At 46.2% G+C, this 18,211-nt stretch carries 12 protein-coding genes; 6 read left to right on the forward strand and 6 right to left on the reverse strand.

Annotated features, from left to right (window positions below):
* Positions 1 to 94: 94 nt before the first annotated feature.
* Complete coding sequence (gene ahcY, locus AABK39_RS02130) at positions 95 to 1,402, forward strand: adenosylhomocysteinase (RefSeq protein ID WP_338393275.1); 1,308 nt, start codon at positions 95 to 97, stop codon at positions 1,400 to 1,402.
* A gap of 103 nt (positions 1,403 to 1,505) precedes the next feature.
* On the opposite strand, the gene hemH is transcribed toward ahcY, so the two are convergent.
* The 5 genes from hemH to AABK39_RS02155 all read right to left on the reverse strand — a co-directional run bounded on the left by hemH (position 1,506) and on the right by AABK39_RS02155 (position 7,108).
* Positions 1,506 to 2,540: a ferrochelatase gene (gene hemH / locus AABK39_RS02135; RefSeq protein ID WP_338393276.1), complete on the reverse strand. Its 1,035-nt coding sequence runs from the start codon at positions 2,538 to 2,540 to the stop codon at positions 1,506 to 1,508.
* A 122-nt stretch (positions 2,541 to 2,662) separates the two neighbouring features.
* Positions 2,663 to 3,325 (reverse strand): phosphatidylserine decarboxylase family protein, encoded by a 663-nt coding sequence (locus AABK39_RS02140; protein WP_338394669.1) that lies wholly within the window; start codon positions 3,323 to 3,325, stop codon positions 2,663 to 2,665.
* A 134-nt stretch (positions 3,326 to 3,459) separates the two neighbouring features.
* Positions 3,460 to 4,734 carry a Glu/Leu/Phe/Val family dehydrogenase gene (locus AABK39_RS02145; RefSeq protein WP_338393277.1) on the reverse strand — a complete coding sequence of 425 codons (1,275 nt, stop codon included), beginning with the start codon at positions 4,732 to 4,734 and terminating at the stop codon, positions 3,460 to 3,462.
* A gap of 87 nt (positions 4,735 to 4,821) precedes the next feature.
* Positions 4,822 to 5,649, reverse strand: coding sequence for a phosphatidate cytidylyltransferase (locus AABK39_RS02150; RefSeq protein ID WP_338393278.1), 828 nt, complete (start codon positions 5,647 to 5,649; stop codon positions 4,822 to 4,824).
* Between the two features lie 112 nt (positions 5,650 to 5,761).
* The gene (locus AABK39_RS02155; RefSeq protein WP_338393279.1) at positions 5,762 to 7,108 is read right to left on the reverse strand and encodes an NAD(P)/FAD-dependent oxidoreductase; all 1,347 of its coding nucleotides are present in this window, start codon (positions 7,106 to 7,108) and stop codon (positions 5,762 to 5,764) included.
* A 448-nt stretch (positions 7,109 to 7,556) separates the two neighbouring features.
* On the opposite strand from AABK39_RS02155, the gene AABK39_RS02160 reads away from it, so the two are divergent.
* Positions 7,557 to 9,890, forward strand: coding sequence for a polysaccharide biosynthesis/export family protein (locus AABK39_RS02160; RefSeq protein WP_338393280.1), 2,334 nt, complete (start codon positions 7,557 to 7,559; stop codon positions 9,888 to 9,890).
* Between the two features lie 163 nt (positions 9,891 to 10,053).
* Here AABK39_RS02160 and AABK39_RS02165 read toward each other — a convergent pair whose 3' ends face one another.
* Positions 10,054 to 11,859, reverse strand: coding sequence for an AMP-dependent synthetase/ligase (locus AABK39_RS02165; RefSeq protein ID WP_338393281.1), 1,806 nt, complete (start codon positions 11,857 to 11,859; stop codon positions 10,054 to 10,056).
* 684 nt (positions 11,860 to 12,543) lie between these two features.
* Between AABK39_RS02165 and AABK39_RS02170 the strand changes: the two genes are divergently transcribed.
* The 4 genes from AABK39_RS02170 to AABK39_RS02185 all read left to right on the forward strand — a co-directional run bounded on the left by AABK39_RS02170 (position 12,544) and on the right by AABK39_RS02185 (position 18,096).
* Entirely contained in the window at positions 12,544 to 13,860 is a 1,317-nt protein-coding gene (locus AABK39_RS02170) for a dicarboxylate/amino acid:cation symporter (protein WP_338393282.1), read from the forward strand.
* Positions 13,861 to 14,594: 734 nt separating this feature from the next.
* The gene (locus tag AABK39_RS02175; protein ID WP_338393283.1) at positions 14,595 to 15,584 is read left to right on the forward strand and encodes an SDR family oxidoreductase; all 990 of its coding nucleotides are present in this window, start codon (positions 14,595 to 14,597) and stop codon (positions 15,582 to 15,584) included.
* A 202-nt stretch (positions 15,585 to 15,786) separates the two neighbouring features.
* Positions 15,787 to 17,070, forward strand: coding sequence for a nucleotide sugar dehydrogenase (locus tag AABK39_RS02180; RefSeq protein ID WP_338393284.1), 1,284 nt, complete (start codon positions 15,787 to 15,789; stop codon positions 17,068 to 17,070).
* Positions 17,071 to 17,562: 492 nt separating this feature from the next.
* Positions 17,563 to 18,096 carry a hypothetical protein gene (locus AABK39_RS02185; protein WP_338393285.1) on the forward strand — a complete coding sequence of 178 codons (534 nt, stop codon included), beginning with the start codon at positions 17,563 to 17,565 and terminating at the stop codon, positions 18,094 to 18,096.
* Positions 18,097 to 18,211 lie beyond the last annotated feature (115 nt).

Consider the following 18,211-nt stretch of genomic DNA (forward strand, 5'->3'; position numbering starts at 1 on the left):
GCTTTTCTCGGTATCTGAATAGAACGAAAACAAAAATGCCGGAAATGATTTTGCGAATCCTTGCAGATTGTTACCGGCGGATAAGTTAAAAACCATGATCGATACCTCTCTTAATTACAAAGTCAAAGACATTTCCTTGGCCGAATGGGGAAGGAAAGAAATTGAGTTGGCCGAAGCCGAAATGCCTGGACTGATGTCTTTGCGTAAGGAATTCGGACCGACGAAGCCGTTGAAGGGCTCGCGTATCGCGGGTTGCCTTCACATGACGATCCAGACAGCGGTTTTGATCGAGACGCTTGTGGAGCTTGGCGCTGACGTGCGTTGGTCTTCGTGTAACATCTTCTCGACGCAAGATCACGCCGCAGCAGCTGTTGCCGCCGCCGGAGTTCCTGTTTTTGCTTGGAAAGGCATGAACGAGGAGGAATTCGACTGGTGCATCGAGCAGACGCTTTTCTTCGGTAGCATGGAGAAGCCGTTGAACCTGATTTTGGATGACGGTGGCGACCTGACCAATATGGTTTTGGATCGTTACCCTGAGTTGGCCCAAGGCATCAAAGGTATCACCGAAGAGACTACTACGGGTGTTCACCGCTTGTACGAGCGTGTGGAGAAAGGTACGTTGCCTCTTCCGGCCATTAACGTAAACGACTCGGTTACCAAGTCGAAATTCGATAACAAATACGGTTGCCGTGAGTCGTTGGTTGACGGTATCCGTCGCGCTACCGACGTAATGATTGCCGGTAAAGTGGCTGTTGTGGCTGGTTACGGTGATGTTGGTAAAGGTTCGGCCCAGTCGTTGCAAGCCGCTGGCGCCCGCGTAATCGTTACTGAAATCGACCCGATCTGCGCTTTGCAGGCCGCTATGGAAGGCTTCGAAGTGAAGAAAATGGCTGACGCAGTTAAGGAAGCCAATATCGTAGTGACTACCACCGGTAACAAAGATATTGTTCGTGGCGAGCACTTCGAGGCGATGAAAGACAAGACCATCGTTTGTAACATCGGTCACTTCGACAACGAGATCGATATGGCTTGGTTAAACGGCAAGTACGGCGACACCAAGGTTCAGATCAAACCTCAGGTAGACAAGTACACGATCGGCGACTCTGATATTATCGTTTTGGCCGAAGGCCGTTTGGTGAACTTGGGTTGCGCTACCGGTCACCCTTCGTTCGTAATGTCAAACTCTTTCACAAACCAAACTTTGGCCCAGATGGAGCTTTGGTTGCACGAAGAGCGTTACGAAAACAAGGTTTACGTTTTGCCTAAGCACCTTGATGAGAAAGTGGCTCGTTTGCACTTGGAGAAAATCGGTGTGGAGCTGGAAGAGCTTTCGCAAGAGCAGGCCGATTATATCAGCGTTCCTGTAGAAGGACCGTACAAGCCGGAGCATTACCGCTATTAATAGCGGAGCGCTCTGTCGCTTATTTTATATAGAATGAAAAACGGCCGGATTCGTATGAATCCGGCCGTTTCTTTATCGTCAATTTCAGCTTTGCGCTCGCTGATTATGATTTTTCCAGAATGATCTGCTTTAGGCATTCAACCCAATCCGGATGAGCGTTTAGGCTAGGGACCAAATCCCAGACTTCTCCTCCTGCATGCTCAAATTCCTCTTTGAATTCGTCTCCCACCTCGATAGTCGTTTCCAGACAATCGGCAACGAAAGCCGGGGAGAACGCCAACACTTTTTTCTGTCCAGATTTCGCCAAACTTTCGATCACGTCTTCGGCGTAAGGCTGAATCCACGGCTCTTTGCCTAATCGCGATTGGAAACAGATCGTGTATTTCTCTTCGGGAATTCCCATGGCTTCGGCCAAAAGCCTTGTGGTGGCAAAGCATTGGGCACGGTAGCAGTATTGGTTTTTCTTATTGATATTCGAACAGCATTTCTCCGATAGCTTGCAGTAGCCGTCTACCGAAGCCTTGCGAATCTGTCTTTCCGGCAATCCGTGGTAGCTGAACACGTAATGGTCGTATTCTTTTTTGTTGATATGAGAAGAGGCTACGGAAGCCCAAGCCTTAACGAACAGCTCCTTGTCGTAAAATTGGTTGACAAATCGGATGGAAGGAATGACTTGCCATTTTTTGATAATGCTGTTTACCTTTTCGACAACCGAGCCGGTAGTGGCCGAAGCGTATTGCGGAAATAGTGGCAGGACGATTATCTCGCTTACATTCTTTGATCGGAGATATTCCAAGCCGGACTCGATGCTCGGCGACTGGTACCGCATGGCGAGAGCGAATTCGTAGCCTGAAAGCTCCGAATCGTTTTTCAGAGCATTCACAACATCTTCTCCGTAGAACATTAGGGGCGAGCCACGGTCTTCCCAAAGCTCGGCGTACGTTTTGGCGGACTTCGGAGCCCTGAACGGAGCGATGATCAGGTTTACGAGCGCCCATCTGGAAAGAAACGGGATGTCGATTACCCGCCCGTCCATAAGGAACTCACGCAGGTATTTTCTTACATCGGGAGTTTTCGGGCTATCGGGAGTTCCGAGGTTTACGACGAGTACTCCTTTTTTTATGTTCGACTTAGCCATGTTTAGGATTTTCTCAGGTCAATTGTGCGGTAAATATAGGGAAAAACCCTTGCCATTGGAAAAAGAAAAAGCCCGTCGTGAAACGGGCTTCGTAAAGTCTTTGTTTTGGCCTAAGGCTTCTTTTATTCCGGCAGGCGGGCGATAATCGTTTTCCCTCCTTTGGTCTTTTGCTGAAGGTCAACCACTACTTTGGCGTCTTTCGGCAAGAAGATGTCAACCCTTGATCCGAATTTGATGAAACCGAATTCGTTGCCTTGTTCGGCCGTGTCGCCTTCTTCCACATACCAGCGAATCCTTCTGGCCATTGCTCCGGCGATCTGTCTTACGAGAACTTCCACTCCGTTTTCACGCTCGATTACCATAGTGGTACGCTCGTTTTCGGTACTGGCTTTCGGGTGCCATGCCACGAGGTATTTGCCGGCGTGGTACTTAAACATTTTCACGAGTCCGCTGATAGGGAATCGGTTGTTGTGTACGTTCAGAGGAGACATGAAGATCGAAACCTGCTTGCGTTCCTCTTTGAAATATTCGTCTTCGTAAGTATTCTCAATCACTACAACTTTACCGTCCGCTGGTGCGAGGACGCACTGTTCGTCTTGGCAAACTTTGATCTTCGGACGGCGGAAAAATTGCAGAACGAGTAAGAAAAGTACGCCGCTAAGCAACAGTGTAATGTCGGCAGCCAAGGCTACTGACGGGAAAAAATGGCGGATGCCTATGTTGGCGGCTATCAGGATTACTAACAAATAAAGCAGTAAAGATCTACCTTCCTTATGAATTGTCATCATTGTCGAGAATAAACGTGTTTTTAGGTTCTGTTCGGCAGTGTAACGGGCGAAGTTATAAAAATTATGCCTAAAAATAAAAAACAAGCGCCTACATCGAGGCGCTTGTGTATTTCTAAGAATTTGAATCGATGTTAGAATCCGCCACGGAACTCGTACGCTTTGGCGATTTTGTCAACGGCCACGATGTATGCGGCGATACGCATTGGCACGTTGTATTTTTTAGAAGTTTCGTACACGTGGTTGAACGCGGCGCGGATAGTTCTGTCCGAACGGCGGTTCACGCGTTCGCGAGTCCACTTATACCCCAGGCGGTTTTGAACCCACTCGAAGTAAGAAACCGTAACGCCACCGGCGTTAGCCAAGATGTCCGGAGCCACCATAATGCCTTTTTCGTTGATGATAGCATCGGCTTTGGACGATGTAGGGCCGTTTGCGCCTTCCACTATCAGGCGGGCTTTTACTTTGTCGGCGTTATGTCTAGTGATAACGTCTTCCGTCGCAGCCGGAACAAGTACGTCAACAGCCAAGGTGAGCAAGTCTGGCCCCGGGATTTGTTCCGCCCCTGGGAAGCCTTCCAACATGCCGTTGTTCTTGTTGCGGTATTCGATAGCTTGCTTGATATCGATGCCTTTTTCGTTGTAATAAGCACCGCTGATATCACTTACCGCCACGATTTGGGAACCGCGTTCTTCCAACAACAAAGCGGCGTGAGAGCCTACGTTACCGAAGCCTTGTACAGCTACAGTGGCTTTGTAAGGGTTGATCTGGAGTTTTTCCATTGCGGCAAGCGCCGAAATCATTACTCCACGGCCTGTAGCCTCTTGGCGTCCAAGCGACCCCCCGAGGAACAGGGGCTTGCCGGTAACTACAGCGGTTACGGTTTTGCCTTGGTTACGCGAGTATTGGTCCATCAGCCAAGCCATTTCCCTTGGGCCTGTGCCCATGTCCGGAGCCGGAATGTCTTTGTCGGGCCCGAAAACGTCGTTCATTCCTGTAGTGAAAGCTCTCGTAAGACGCTCGATCTCACCGGCCGACATATTGCGGGGATTGCAGCGAATACCGCCTTTGGCTCCTCCGTACGGAATGTCTACTACGGCGCATTTCCAGGTCATCCAAGCAGCCAAAGCCTTTACCTCATCGAGGTTCACTCCCATGTCGAAACGGATGCCACCTTTGGTAGGCCCCAAGATCTTGGAGTGGATAACTCGGTATCCTTCAAACACTTCGATCCTTCCGTCATCCATAGTGATGGGAAGAGAGACGATCACTTGCTTGTCCGGGGTTTTCAGGATGTTGTACAACTCATCGCTGATTCCCAGTATTTGCGCCGCCAAGTCGAAACGGGACATCATCGACTCGAATGGGTTTTCCTTATCCTTAATAGGAGCGGGTTCAATGTACGCCATAATCAATCTTATAAAAACGGAGATGTTTTCTGGCGCTAAATTATAAATTCGAAATTAATTAACACCACCAATTTCGAATTAAATAATTCATGCGCAGACGAATTTTAAGTATGCGACTATCCATGGCGAGGCGAACAGCAGTCCGTCGAAACGGTCGAGAAAACCGCCGTGGCCAGGTATGGTAGACGCAGAATCCTTAATGGATACGCTTCGTTTTAATAAAGACTCGATTAGGTCCCCATAGGTTCCGGCAATTATGATAATTACCGACATTCCAAGCCATTCCACAGAACTCAGCTCCTTAAAATACAAACTCACGACATAAGAAGTGACGAGCGAAAGTATGGCGCCTCCGAAGAAACCTTCCCATGATTTTTTTGGTGACACCCGCACGAAAAGTTTGCGTTTTCCAAAATTTACACCTGCGAAATAGGCTCCGGTATCGCTGGCCCAAAGGAGAAAAAGGACTCCTATGATGACTTGGTGGCTATATTCGCCTGTTTGGAAGGCGGCTATGTTAAGCAAAGCGAAGGGCAGGGCGACGTATAGGATACCGGTGAAATTGTATGCGATATTGGTGAAGGGCTTTTTTTCTCCTTTGGTATAAAGCTTGACCAAGTAAGTCACGCTCATTAATGGAAATATCAGATAATAGGATTTGTCCGGGATAATTCCTTTTGAGACCAAAAACGTGGATGCGAAGAGCACAGCGCCACAAAATGTGCCGTATGTTTTGAGGGGTACTTGTCCGTCTATACCGGCAAGTTTGTAAAATTCCTGTTGGGCCATCACGCAGATGAAAAGGAAAAGAAAAAAGAAACTCCAGGCACTCCAAAAAATTGCGCCTAGGATAACCAGTATGCCTATCAGGCCAGCGACGGTTCGCTGTGTCATGTTACTGTACTTGCTCAGCATATGTGTGTTTTTAGCTCTTTCACATCAGGGTTTAACTCTGCGCAAGTTAGCGAAATTCGAGAAAACACTACGGGCGGGCGCTTGTTTTGCCCGCCCAAATATGTATAAGAGCTTAGCTTTCGCCGTCTTTGGGCGGGTTTTTCTCCGTTTTTCTGTCCCGATTTTTTTTCGGTTTATATGTTCGGATAATTACTCGATTTCCTCTGTCGTAGGTTACGTAATTCCAGAACCAGTTGGCGAAGATGATAAACTTGTTGCGGAAGCCGATGATGTAGAGCAAGTGGATGAACATCCAGACGATCCAAGCGAAAAAGCCGCCGAAACGGAGTCCGCCGGGCAGTTCGACTACGGCTTTGTTACGCCCGACAGTCGCCATGGTGCCTTTGTCCAGATATTTAAATGGCTTCATGCTTTTGCCCTCTCGAAGTCGTTCGAGATTGTCGGCCAAGAGTTTTCCCTGTTGTATGGCTACCGGCGCCAGCATGGGGAGTCCGTGCGGGTGCTCTTCCGTTTTGAGGCAGGCGATGTCGCCCACGGCGAAGATGTCTTCGTAGCCTTTAACTTGTCCGTATTCGTTGACCAAGTAACGACTGCGTTCGACAGCCTCATCGGGAAGGCCTTTGACGGTGTTGCCCATTACGCCGGCCGCCCAAATCAAGGTGGTAGTGTAGAGCTGGGTGCCGTCGTTAAGCTTTACGGTTTCCCCGTCATAGGTTTGGACAAGTTTGTTGAGGATGATGGAAACATCGAATTTTTCGAGATAGGCTTGGGCGTTTTTTCCGCTACTTTCGCTCATTGCCCCCAGAAGCCTTCCGGCGCCTTCCACAAGGTAAATCTTCATCCTTTTGAGGTTCAGTTCCGGATAATCTTGCGGAAGAACGTGATTTCGAAGTTCGGCTATAGCGCCGGCAAGTTCCACACCCGTAGGTCCACCGCCCACGATTACGACATTCATAAGGGCTTCTCTTTTACGAATATCTTTTGTCAGAACCGATTTTTCGAAGTTTTGTAAGAGTTGGCTTCGTAGGTCCAGCGCTTCCGTTACTTTTTTGAGCGGGAAAGAGTGGCGTTGGATGTCTTTGTTACCGAAGAAGTTGCTTTTCGAGCCTGTGGCGATTACCAAATGATCGTATTCCAATTCGCCCACGTCCGTAGCCACAGATTTCTTCTCGGGAAGAATCTGCTTTACGTTGAGCATCCTGAAATAGAAATTCTTTCGCTCTTCTACATGCTGGCGCAAAGGCCCTACGATAGAATCCGGCTCTAGGCCTGCTGTGGCAACCTGATAAAGGAGTGGTTGGAATCCGTGATAGTTGTGCTTGTCGATAAGCACTACCTGGAATTTTTTCCGTACCAGTGACCTGGAGAGTTTGAGCCCGGCGAATCCGCCGCCGATGATCACGACGCGGGGCCAATCGCTTTTGGGCACGTGGATGGATAGAGAATCGTCTAAGGTCATGGTCTTGATAGCTTGATAGTCATATATAGTCAAACCGATTTTGGAGTGGATCGGTTCGTTTATGTTTGCGCGCCAAAAATACGCCTCGCTTTTGATACGACAACCTTAAAAATTATATTTTTTATTACGCTCGGTATATTTAATAAACAGAATCCGGTTGAATGCTGGAAAGTGTGGTTCTTTCCGTTTTTTCAATGAAAGAACGGTTCTTTTCGGGGATTGTGGACTCTTTTTTTAAAAACATGTAACTGAGCTCAGGGGCCGTTTGGTAAATTGCCCGGCATTTATCAATTTCGCCCGGAAGTAACGACCGCAGTTTGTGAATTTTGCTATGAGTTTATTTGTTAGAAGAATATTTTTTCTTGTCGCTTTTTTCTTTTTGACGGGTTTGACGCTAATGGCGCAGACCCCTACGGAGGCTGACTTAAATAAGATTGACTGGAAAACCATGAAGGTTGACCGTCTTACGGATGCCCAGATTCAAAAGATTTCCGAGGAGATGAAGAGTCGAGGGGTAGGTATTACGGAACTTGAAAGCATGGCCCGCTTGAGGGGAGTGCCGGCAGTGGAGATCGCGAAGCTGAAATCAAGGTTGGCTACAGTTTCTACTTCGTCTAGTGCAAAACGGGGAGTTCAGCAAGAACAGGCCGAAGATAGCTTGGCCGTAACTTCAGACATTTCGGTAAAGAAACCAGTAGAGGAAGAGCGTTTGAACAAACGAATTTTCGGAACCACCATATTTAATAACGAGAACCTTTCTTTCGAACCTTCCCTGAATATTCCGACCCCGAAAGGGTATCAGGTTGGTGTAGGTGACGAGTTGGTGATTGATATTTGGGGAGCATCGCAGGCTATGATGCGTTTGCCCGTTGAGTCAAGCGGGAACATTAATGTGGAAGGTGTAGGGCCGATCTACGTAAACGGGTTGACTATAGAGGAGGCCAACAGCAAAGTGATCGGGAGGATAAGTTCGATTTACGAAGGCTTGAGGAAAAATGGTGGTCGAATTCCAGATACATTCGCTCAAATTTCTTTAGGTAATCTTAGAAGCATAAAGGTAACGATAGCAGGAGAGGCTTATGTTCCGGGGACTTATACATTGCCGTCCTTGGCGACAGTTTTTAATGCTCTTTACTTGGCCGGTGGCCCTAATGAAAAAGGATCGTTCAGGAAAATCAAAGTGATCCGGAACGGTAAGCCGTATAAAACCGTAGATGTTTACGACTTTCTTTTGAATGGGAACGGAAAGCAAAACTTTGTTTTGAGAGATCAGGATATCATCTTGATTCCGGCATATGAGACCCGTTTGGCGTTCGAGGGTGAAATCAAAACTCCAGGTTTGTTCGAAGCGAAATCAGGAGAGAACATGAATGACCTTGTGCGTTATGCCGGTGGTTTTACCGCAGAAGCCTATAAGCATCGTTTGGAAATTGTTCGCAAAGGGGATCGGGAGTTAAGTATTTTGGACTTGGCCCAAGATGATTTTGGGAAGTATAAGCCTCAGAACGGAGACTCGATTACGGTTCTCAAAATTCTGGAAAGATATGCCAATAAGGTGAGCCTTGAAGGGGCTGTTTACCGAACCGGAAACTTCTCGTTGACCGAAGGTCTTACTTTAAGTAAGCTCATTTTGGATAAGGGGGAAGGCCTTAAAGAAGATGCGTTCCTTAATCGTGGTATCATTTACCGTAAGGCGGAAGATCTCTCATTGGAGGCGGTTTCGTTTGATGTCCGGGATGTTATCACGGGCAAAAAAGACCTAGCGTTGCGTCGTGATGATAAGGTGATAGTGTATTCCATCTTTGACCTGGAAGGCGAGAGAAATGTAAATGTCTCGGGAGAGATTCGTTTCGAAGGCGAATATGCTTTTGCGGAAGGGATGACTCTAGGTGATTTGGTGGGAATGGCCGGAGGCTTTAAGTTTGGAGCTACCGGTATGCGGGTAGAAGTTGCTAGGAGGAATCTAGAGGAGGAAGATCAAATTAAGACAGGTGAGATTGCCGATATATTTTATTTCGATGTTGATAAAGATTTGAGGGTAAAGGGAGAGGGTAACAGTTTTAAGCTGGCTCCTTTTGATCAAGTATTTGTCCGTAAAGCACCGAATTATCGAGAAGCGGAGAATGTTGTGGTGTCGGGTGAGGTTCAGTTCCCGGGTAAGTATGGGTTGAAAGAGGAAACGGAGCGAGTTTCGGATATTATAGCGAGAGCGGGAGGATTAACAAACTTCGCTTATGTTAAAGGGGCTGCGTTGAAAAGAAAAATTGAGCTGTCCGAAATCGAAATTCGTAGGAGAGAGCAAATTATGGAGAATGACTCTTCTATGGTTGAAGATGACTTTAAGGATTTTGAATTTATCAGTATAAACCTTAAAAAGATACTGGAAAAGCCCCAATCGAATATTGACTTGATTCTTCAGGACGGGGATGAACTTATTTTGCCTCACCAATTGCAGACAGTAAGTGTGACGGGCGAAGTGCTTAACCCTGTTGGTGTGACTTATGTGCCTGGCAAAAGCTTGAAGTATTATATTAATGCGGGAGGAGGCTATAGCATAAGAGCGAAAAAAGGAAAGACTTTCGTCGTATATGCGGATGGTTCAGCGTCTAGGAGTAAGAAATTCCTGTTTTTCAGGTCTTGGCCAAAGGTGGAGCCGGGAGCTAAAGTGATTGTTCCCGAACGCCCCGAGCGTAAAGGAAATGCCCAGCAGTGGATCGGTATAGGTACAGCAGCGGCTTCGTTGGGATTGATTATATCAAATATTATTACATCGACTAAATAGTAAAATATAAACAAGTCGGGCTTCCCTTTCACAAGTTTATGTCCATACAGCCAATTAGTGGTTGGGGCATAAATTCGGTAATCAGATTTGTTATGAGATGAAAAACAAAGGCCACCTTCTCTCGAAGGTGGCCTTTGTTCATGAAAAGGGAAAGTTAAATTCACTAATCATACATACGATCGATGATGTCCTTATATTTTTGAAGGATAACTTTTCGCTTCACTTTTAGTGTCGGGGTGATTTCCCCTGCGTCGATTGTGAATTCATTGGGCATTAGCGTGAACTTTTTCACTTGCTCGAAACGGGCCAGTTCGTTCTGGAGGCGGTCGATACGCTCGCGGAAGAAATCCATAACGAGCTTGTCGTTTAGGATGTCTGTGCCGGGTTCCAGGCTTACGCCACGGTTCTCCGCCCATTCTTTCAAGGCATCGAAGGCTGGGACGATTAACGCTGTTACATATTTGCGCTGGTCGCCGATGATGGCCACTTGCTGGATGTAATGATCGTTGCCGATAAGTGTCTCGATCATCTGCGGAGCGATGTATTTTCCGCCTGATGTTTTCATTAAGTCCTTGATGCGATCGGTGATGATCAGGTCGCCTTGTTCATCGAAATAGCCAGCATCGCCAGTGCGGAACCAGCCGTCTTCCGTGAAGACTTCAGCCGTAGCTTCTGGCAAGTTGTAGTAGCCTTTCATCACGTTGCGGCCTTTGACGAGGATCTCGTTGTCTTTGCCGATTTTCATTTCCACTCCGGGCGCGGGCTTGCCGACGGTGTCGTAGGCGAAGCCTGTGTCCATATAAGTGGATAGCGTGGCGGTGGTTTCGGAGAGGCCGTAACCGCACATTACATGTAAGCCGATGCTATGGAAGAACTCATTAATCTCTGACGAGAGCTTGGCGCCGCCACAAGGCGAAAAACGCAGGCGTCCGCCCAAAGCGTCCATCACTTTGCCAAGAACCAGTTTTCTGGCCAGTTTGTATCTTAGGCTAAGCAAAGGGTTGGCTTTGCCTTTTAGGCTAGCTTTGCGGTGAAGCTTTCCCGTGCTTACGGCCCAAGAGAAGAGTTTTTGTTTGACAGGAGAGGCCTTTTCCAGTCCCGCTTGGATAGTGGCGTAGACTTTTTCGTAAAGTCTCGGTACTGAGCACATGACGGTGGGGCGTACTTCTTTCATCGCAGCTGCGACCTCCCGGGGGTCGGAAAGGTAGCAAATGGTCATGCCGGCATGAAGGGCGTAGAACACCCAAGCGCGTTCGAAAATATGGCTGAGCGGCAAGAATGCCAAGGACACATCATCTTCGTTGGCATCCAGAAACTGGTCATGAGACCAGAGTTGGGCTTCGATGTTGTCCTGATCCAGCATTACGCCTTTGGGGTTTCCAGTTGTGCCCGAAGTGTAAATCAGTGTTGCCAGATCCTGCTTTTGAATTTCCGCCAGACGGGTTTTGAGCTCACCCTCATATTCGTCCTGTTTTTCGTTGATGAAATCTTCGAAATGAAGGGAAATACCGTTGTTATACAGTTTTGCTTTCTTGTCAAAAACAACAATTTGGCTGATCTGCGGATTGTCAGGCAAGATCTCCACGATTTTTTCGTATTGTTCCTGACTGTCTACAAAAATATGTTTGACCCCGCTGTCCTGGAGAATGTACTCGGCTTGTTTTCCCGTGCTGGTGGCGTAGACTGGCACGGTGACGGCCCTAATGGAAAGGATACCGAAATCGGCCAGCGACCACTCAGGCATGTTTTGCGAAAAGATGGCGATTTTGTCGCCCACTTTTACGCCTCGTGCAAGCAAAGATTTGGCAACGGCGTCAATTTTTTTCCCCATTTCGTTCCACGAAATAGGAAGCCATGGGCCTCTCCGTTTTTCCTGGAATTTTAGGGCTGTCCGGTCGCCGTATTTTGCGATCCTGTCTCGGATCAGTTGCGCGAACGGCTTATAGTCTGTCTCACAGTTCTTCCTCATAATATCAACAATCCCATTCTTTGTCTAAAAGGGCTAGTGTAGGCAAGTTACTAATTTTAACGCACAAGTATGTCTTGTGTATGCCGTAATGGGGAAATAGTCAAGGGCTTGGAATTCGCTAAAGTTGAAAATGAAGAGAGAACTTTTTTCATTCTGTTTTTTTTCTGAATTAATCCGAGATGGATTCTGTCAGGAATGTTCTTTATGAAGTGTGAGGCTACGTCAATTTTTGCTGAGAGCAGTTTTGCTTTGTTGTGACTTTGTATTATTCCAATTGTGGATTCAGTTCTATGCTGAACGGCTATTCCATTGGGAGGAAACTGGGGTAAGCCTTCCCATAAGGCTGTAGGATAATATGAGGAAAATCGGACGGAGGTCAGATGTAAGAATCTAGGTGTATTGATAAGGGCATCGTTCAGGCTTTTTTGCGATTAAATAGATAATTGTGGGGGAAAACGGTCAGAGAGAAGCGTTTAGGGTTGGAAGGCTACGGATTATGGCTATTTTTTAGTAGATTCCTGATTGAAATCTGTTTAATATGCGCTAGCTGGGCGGTAATCGATCCGGGTAAGAATCTGTCGGAGGAATCATCATCGGCGTGTCCCAATGCGGGTGTTGGAGTTAAAGCTTTGCAATGGCACCCGGCGTTTGGCGGTAGCGGTTAAACCCAGAAAAGATCTTTTTATGAAGAATAAACTTCCATTACACATTAAGATTGTGATCGGCTTGGTGGCCGGCTTGATTTGCGGCATGGTATTGCTTTATAGCGGAGCGCCTTTGAGTTTTACGCAAGATTATATCAAACCTTTCGGGACTATTTTCATCAACGCTTTGAAGATGATCGCCGTGCCGTTGGTATTGGCGTCTTTGATAGTGGGTGTGGCCAATCTGGGCGATGTGTCGAAACTGTCTAGAATGGGGGGCAAGACGATCGGGATTTATCTGGTGACGACTGTGTTGGCCGTTAGCGTTGGTCTATTGTCTGTGAATTTGATAAAGCCAGGCAAGTTTATTTCCGAAGAAACCCGTTTGGAACTGCTGGATCTATACGGTGACGCGGCGGCTGGTAAGTTGGCGACCGCTGAGGCTGTAAAGGATCAGGGCCCCCTACAGCCATTGGTGGATATGGTGACAACGAATGTCGTTGCCTCCGCAGCGAATAACAGGATGATGCTTCAGGTGGTGGTTTTCGCTATTCTGATGGGAGTGGCTTTGCTGAAGGTTCCCAAAGAGAAAGGGAAGCCTGTGGTGAGGTTTTTCGAGGGCTTGAACGAGACAATACTGGTGATTATAGAGTTTATAATGGCGTTGGCTCCTTACGGTGTGTTCGCTTTGATGACGGCCCTAATAGTGGACGTCGCCGGTAAAAACCCGCAGAAAGCGGGTGAGGTGTTGGGGTCGTTAGCCATTTATGCTTTGACTGTGTTGCTGGGACTTTCCGTTATGGCGTTGATTGTTTATCCGTTGGTGTTGCGTTTCTTCTCCAGGATTAAGCTTGGAGACTTTTTCAGAGGGATTCGTCCAGCACAATTACTGGCTTTTAGTACGAGTTCCAGCTCAGCCACCTTGCCGGTGACGATGGAGTGCGCCGAGAAGCGTTTGGGTGTGTCGGAAGAGGTTTCCAGCTTTGTGTTGCCGCTGGGGGCTACGATTAATATGGACGGAACAAGCCTTTATCAGGCTGTGGCCGCGGTTTTCATCGCCCAGACTCTGAATATGGAGTTGACGATAGGGCAGCAGATAATGATTGTGATTACGGCTACGTTGGCTTCTATAGGCTCGGCAGGCGTTCCCGGTGCTGGCATGGTGATGTTGGTGATCGTGTTGGAGGCGATAGGAGTTCCGGCGGCAGGTTTGGCCTTGATCATCGCTCCGGACCGTATTCTGGATATGTGTCGTACCGTGATCAACGTGACGGGCGACTCCATGGTAACGTTGGCCGTAGCCAGTGGGGAAGGAGAGGATTTTGAGCATTTGGATGAGGAGATTTTGGACGCTTAAATAGGCCTGGGAGTCAATTTTGGTGATGGATTGAGCCTTAGGCGATGCTTAAGAATATTGTGGCTCTGGGCTGGAAAGCACGGAGCCTTTGTCATTTTTGGAAGATAAAGGCAGAAAAGCTGGAGAACGGATTTTTTTGTTAAATGATTACTGGTAAAATAAGTCGCATTTATTCATATGTTTTATGACTAATCGAATGTGGTGGGGGGCAATTCTTAGGTTTTGAATTGTTGATTTATGTATTAAAAATTGAAATATTGTTTTTAGGGGCAAAGATCTAAAGTTTTACAAATTTCTGTTTTTTATATTTTGAGGTGGGTCTAATCATTTGTATTTCAAGTGTTTGTGATTGAATGTTGTAGGGTGTTTTAAAAAGGGGGATAGGATTAAGGGGATATGAGGGGGAGCCTGTTGCAGAGCCATGCTTTTTGAAAGGTGAGCTTGAATTATTTTTAACTAAAAACTTAGAGGGCTTTAGCCTTCAGATTTCCCTTTATGAAATTATGGCATTTCCAGATGTGGTACGGGTGGGAAAAAAGATTAACTTTGTGCGCCATATGTGGGACTCACGGGGCGAAGCTGTGTCTAATCCGTTCTTAATTTTAGATGCCCTTCGAAGCCTATGGAGTTATTTTGGAGGTTATGAGCCTTCCTACTTTTCCAGAAAAGTATGGGGTTGTTTTTTGATGGCAGTATTGTTATTCTGTCGTATTTATTGAAACCGAGAATAGTTTATGGGTAACCGGATTTTAGAAAGTACGGAAGTTTTAGTAACAGGCGGGGCTGGATTTATCGGCTCGAACTTGATAGAAGCCTTATTAGCTCAAGGTAACAAAGTTACGTGCCTTGATAATTTTGCGACAGGTAAGCGTGAGAATATCGAATCGTTTCTCTCAAATCCAGCATTTCGCCTGATTGAAGGTGATATTCGTAACTTGAAAGACTGTAAAGAGGCTGTTAAAGGCGTAAAATATATTTTGCATCAAGCGGCTTTAGGTTCTGTTCCCCGTTCGATTAACGACCCAATCACTTCCAACGAAGTGAACGTTTCTGGTTTCCTTAATATGTTGGTGGCCGCAAGGGATGAGGGCGTGAAGCGAATGGTTTATGCTGCTAGCTCATCGACTTACGGAGACCACCCAGGGCTCCCTAAAGTAGAGGGGAGAATAGGCAAACCTTTGTCGCCTTATGCGGTGACAAAATATGTGAATGAGCTTTATGCCGATGTTTTTGCCAAGACTTATGGTATAGAACTGATCGGTTTGAGATACTTTAACGTGTTTGGTCGTAGGCAGGATCCGTTTGGTGCTTATGCTGCGGTGATCCCGAAATTTGTAAAGGCTTTGTTAGACCATGAATCGCCAGTTTTAAACGGTGATGGGACCCATTCGCGTGATTTTACTTATGTGGATAATGTGGTTCAGGTTAATCAACTGGCTTGTTTAGCGGAAAATCCGGAAGCAGTGAATACTGTATATAATGTTGCCTGTGGTGAGAATACGGATTTGAATGAGTTGGTGGAGGGATTGAAAGAAAACCTTTCGAAGTTTGACCCTGAAGTAGCTAAAATCGACGCAGTTCACGGTCCGGAAAGACAAGGGGATGTCAAACACTCTTTGGCATCAATTGAAAAGGCGGAAAAGCTTTTGGGGTATAAGCCAAGCCATCTTGTGAAACAAGGATTGGAAGAAGCCTCGGAGTGGTATTATAAGAATTTGAAATAAAGCAAATAGAGTGTTGTCTTTGGTAGGTGTGAAATGTTGAATGAGGTCAATGTATCTCACTGCTCCACTTTAGATTTAAATATTGTTCAAATAAGAAAATTAACTCTAGACCTTTCGGTTTGAGGCGGACGCTAAAGTTGAATATGGACGTATTGACTTATGTTGTTTGCGGATATTACGGGTCAAAGACTATTTTTAGAATATGAGTGAAAAAACGATAGCGGTAATCGGATTAGGATATGTTGGATTGCCATTGGCGGTTGAATTCGGTAAAAAATATAAAACAATAGGATTCGATATAAACCAATCTCGAGTTGATGAGCTTAACTCGGGACATGATCGTACGTTGGAAGTAGCCGATTCATATTTGCAAGAGGTGATTAATGCGTCTACGGATGAAATCGGCATCAGCTTTTCGGCGAATGCCGATGAAATCAAGTCAGCGAATGTATTTATTATAACTGTACCGACTCCTACCGATAAGAATAACCGACCAGACCTTACGCCTTTATACAAGGCTAGTGAAACGGTAGGCAAAGTTTTGAAAGCCGGCGATATTGTAATTTACGAATCGACGGTATATCCGGGTGTTACAGAAGACGAGTGTGTTCCCGTTTTGGAGAAAACCTCGGGCTTGACATTTAATGAAGACTTTTTCTGTGGATACTCACCAGAGCGTATCAACCCGGGGGATAAAGAGCATACAGTAACGAAGATCCTCAAGGTTACGGCTGGATCGACTCCCGAAATAGGTAAGGTAGTTGATGATCTGTATAAATCCGTAATCGTAGCCGGAACCCATTTGGCGCCAACCATAAAGGTTGCTGAAGCAGCGAAAGTGATTGAGAACTCACAAAGAGATATAAACATCGCCTTTGTGAACGAATTGGCGAAGATCTTCAATAAGCTAGATATTGATACACAGGCAGTATTGGAAGCCGCTGGAACCAAGTGGAACTTCTTGCCTTTCCGTCCTGGTTTGGTTGGAGGTCATTGTATTGGAGTAGATCCTTATTACTTGGCGCAGAAAGCTCAGGAAGTGGGATACAATCCTGAGATCATTTTGGCTGGTCGTAGATTGAATGACGGCATGGGCGCATATGTAGCTCAGGAAGTAGTAAAACTGATGATCAAGAAAGGGCAGCGAATCAAAGACGCCTGTGTATTGGTTTTGGGGATCACCTTTAAAGAAAACTGTCCTGATATTCGCAATACCCGTGTTATTGATATCATCGAAGAGTTGAATACTTTTGGTTTAGCCATTGATATCTATGACCCTTGGGCGAATGCGGAAGAGGTGAAGCATGAGTATGGTTTGGATTTGTTGCCGGAGTTGAATGGTGATAAGTATGATGCCGTGGTGCTTTCTGTTGCTCATGAGGAATTTAAAAAGGCACTTGATGTGGCCTCGCTGAAGAGTACTGAGGGGATTCTCTATGATGTGAAGGGGGTGTTGAGTGAAGAAATTGTTGATGGTAGGCTTTAATATTATGTGGTTCATTGTCGTTCTGTACCCTCTTGGTTTTGGGTAAAAACCACAGTGATCTAAGCTACATGTTTTTTGGCTGATTGAGGTTCTGAAGTATGATTTTAGGTGGTATTTATAGTGATACTAAAAACTTATTGCTACATAATCGTCGTTTAAATAGAACTGATCTCGACTTTTGAAATAGAGTCATCTGGATCATGAAAAAATATAAAAAGGTTGCAGGTATTTGAGTTTACCAAACACCAAAACTGCAACCTTCCGTGTACCAGATATATCACAAGTATCCCCTCAGAAGTACGATAGCGAACGAAATTTTGTCTCATCTCACGGTCGCAACAAGAGGGTTTGTTAGTCATGCTGATTTGAGTGAGATAGTCATTGTATCCTGTATAAGCTCAAGGCTAATGTTCAATGGCATATGCTTCCCGTGTGTATGTTTTTTACGGCCAAACTTTTGAACTATAAAGTTGTTAGTAAGTGATTTAGGCGGTGGAGCGTACTCGGCCACTGGAAAAAGGCTTGGACTGGGGTTCTACTGAAATATTCGGGGTTTTCGGATCTCTCTGCACCGATCTTGACGGAAGCCACGCTGTGCCAGGGCTCTGCGGGCGGGGAGGTGGTGGGGTACTAAGGACGATAAAAGGCCAAGATGACAAGCGACATTTACCTGATCGACAGCAAGGTGTTCCGTTGGCTATGTCCCGTCCGGAAGCGGGCAACCGTAATGACAACATGCACAACATAGGGAACTCGGTTGAGACGATTGTTAAGACTCTTTACAGAGCTAGAATCAGCGTGGACGGCCTGTTTCTCAATGCCGACGCCGGATTTGACGGGGAAAAGCTTCGAATGGTGGCCTTTCACTACGGAATTAACCTTTATATCCCTAATAAAGCCTCCGATCATTTCGATATCCTGGACGATCAACTTCACAAAGAGCGCTATTTCATAGAAAGGCCCAACGCTTGGCTGGATAGTTACAGGTCCTTGCTTAACCATTTCGAGATCACTATATCAAGCTGAGAAGGGCGAAACTATCTCTCTTTCATTGTAATTGGTCTTTGAAAGATCATGAAAAGAAATAAGTTCTTATTAGGAATTATATTGATGTTAAGTGATTGAAGGTTAGTGAGTCTTT

This window comes from Fulvitalea axinellae, from assembly GCF_036492835.1.
Taxonomy (GTDB): domain Bacteria; phylum Bacteroidota; class Bacteroidia; order Cytophagales; family Cyclobacteriaceae; genus Fulvitalea; species Fulvitalea axinellae.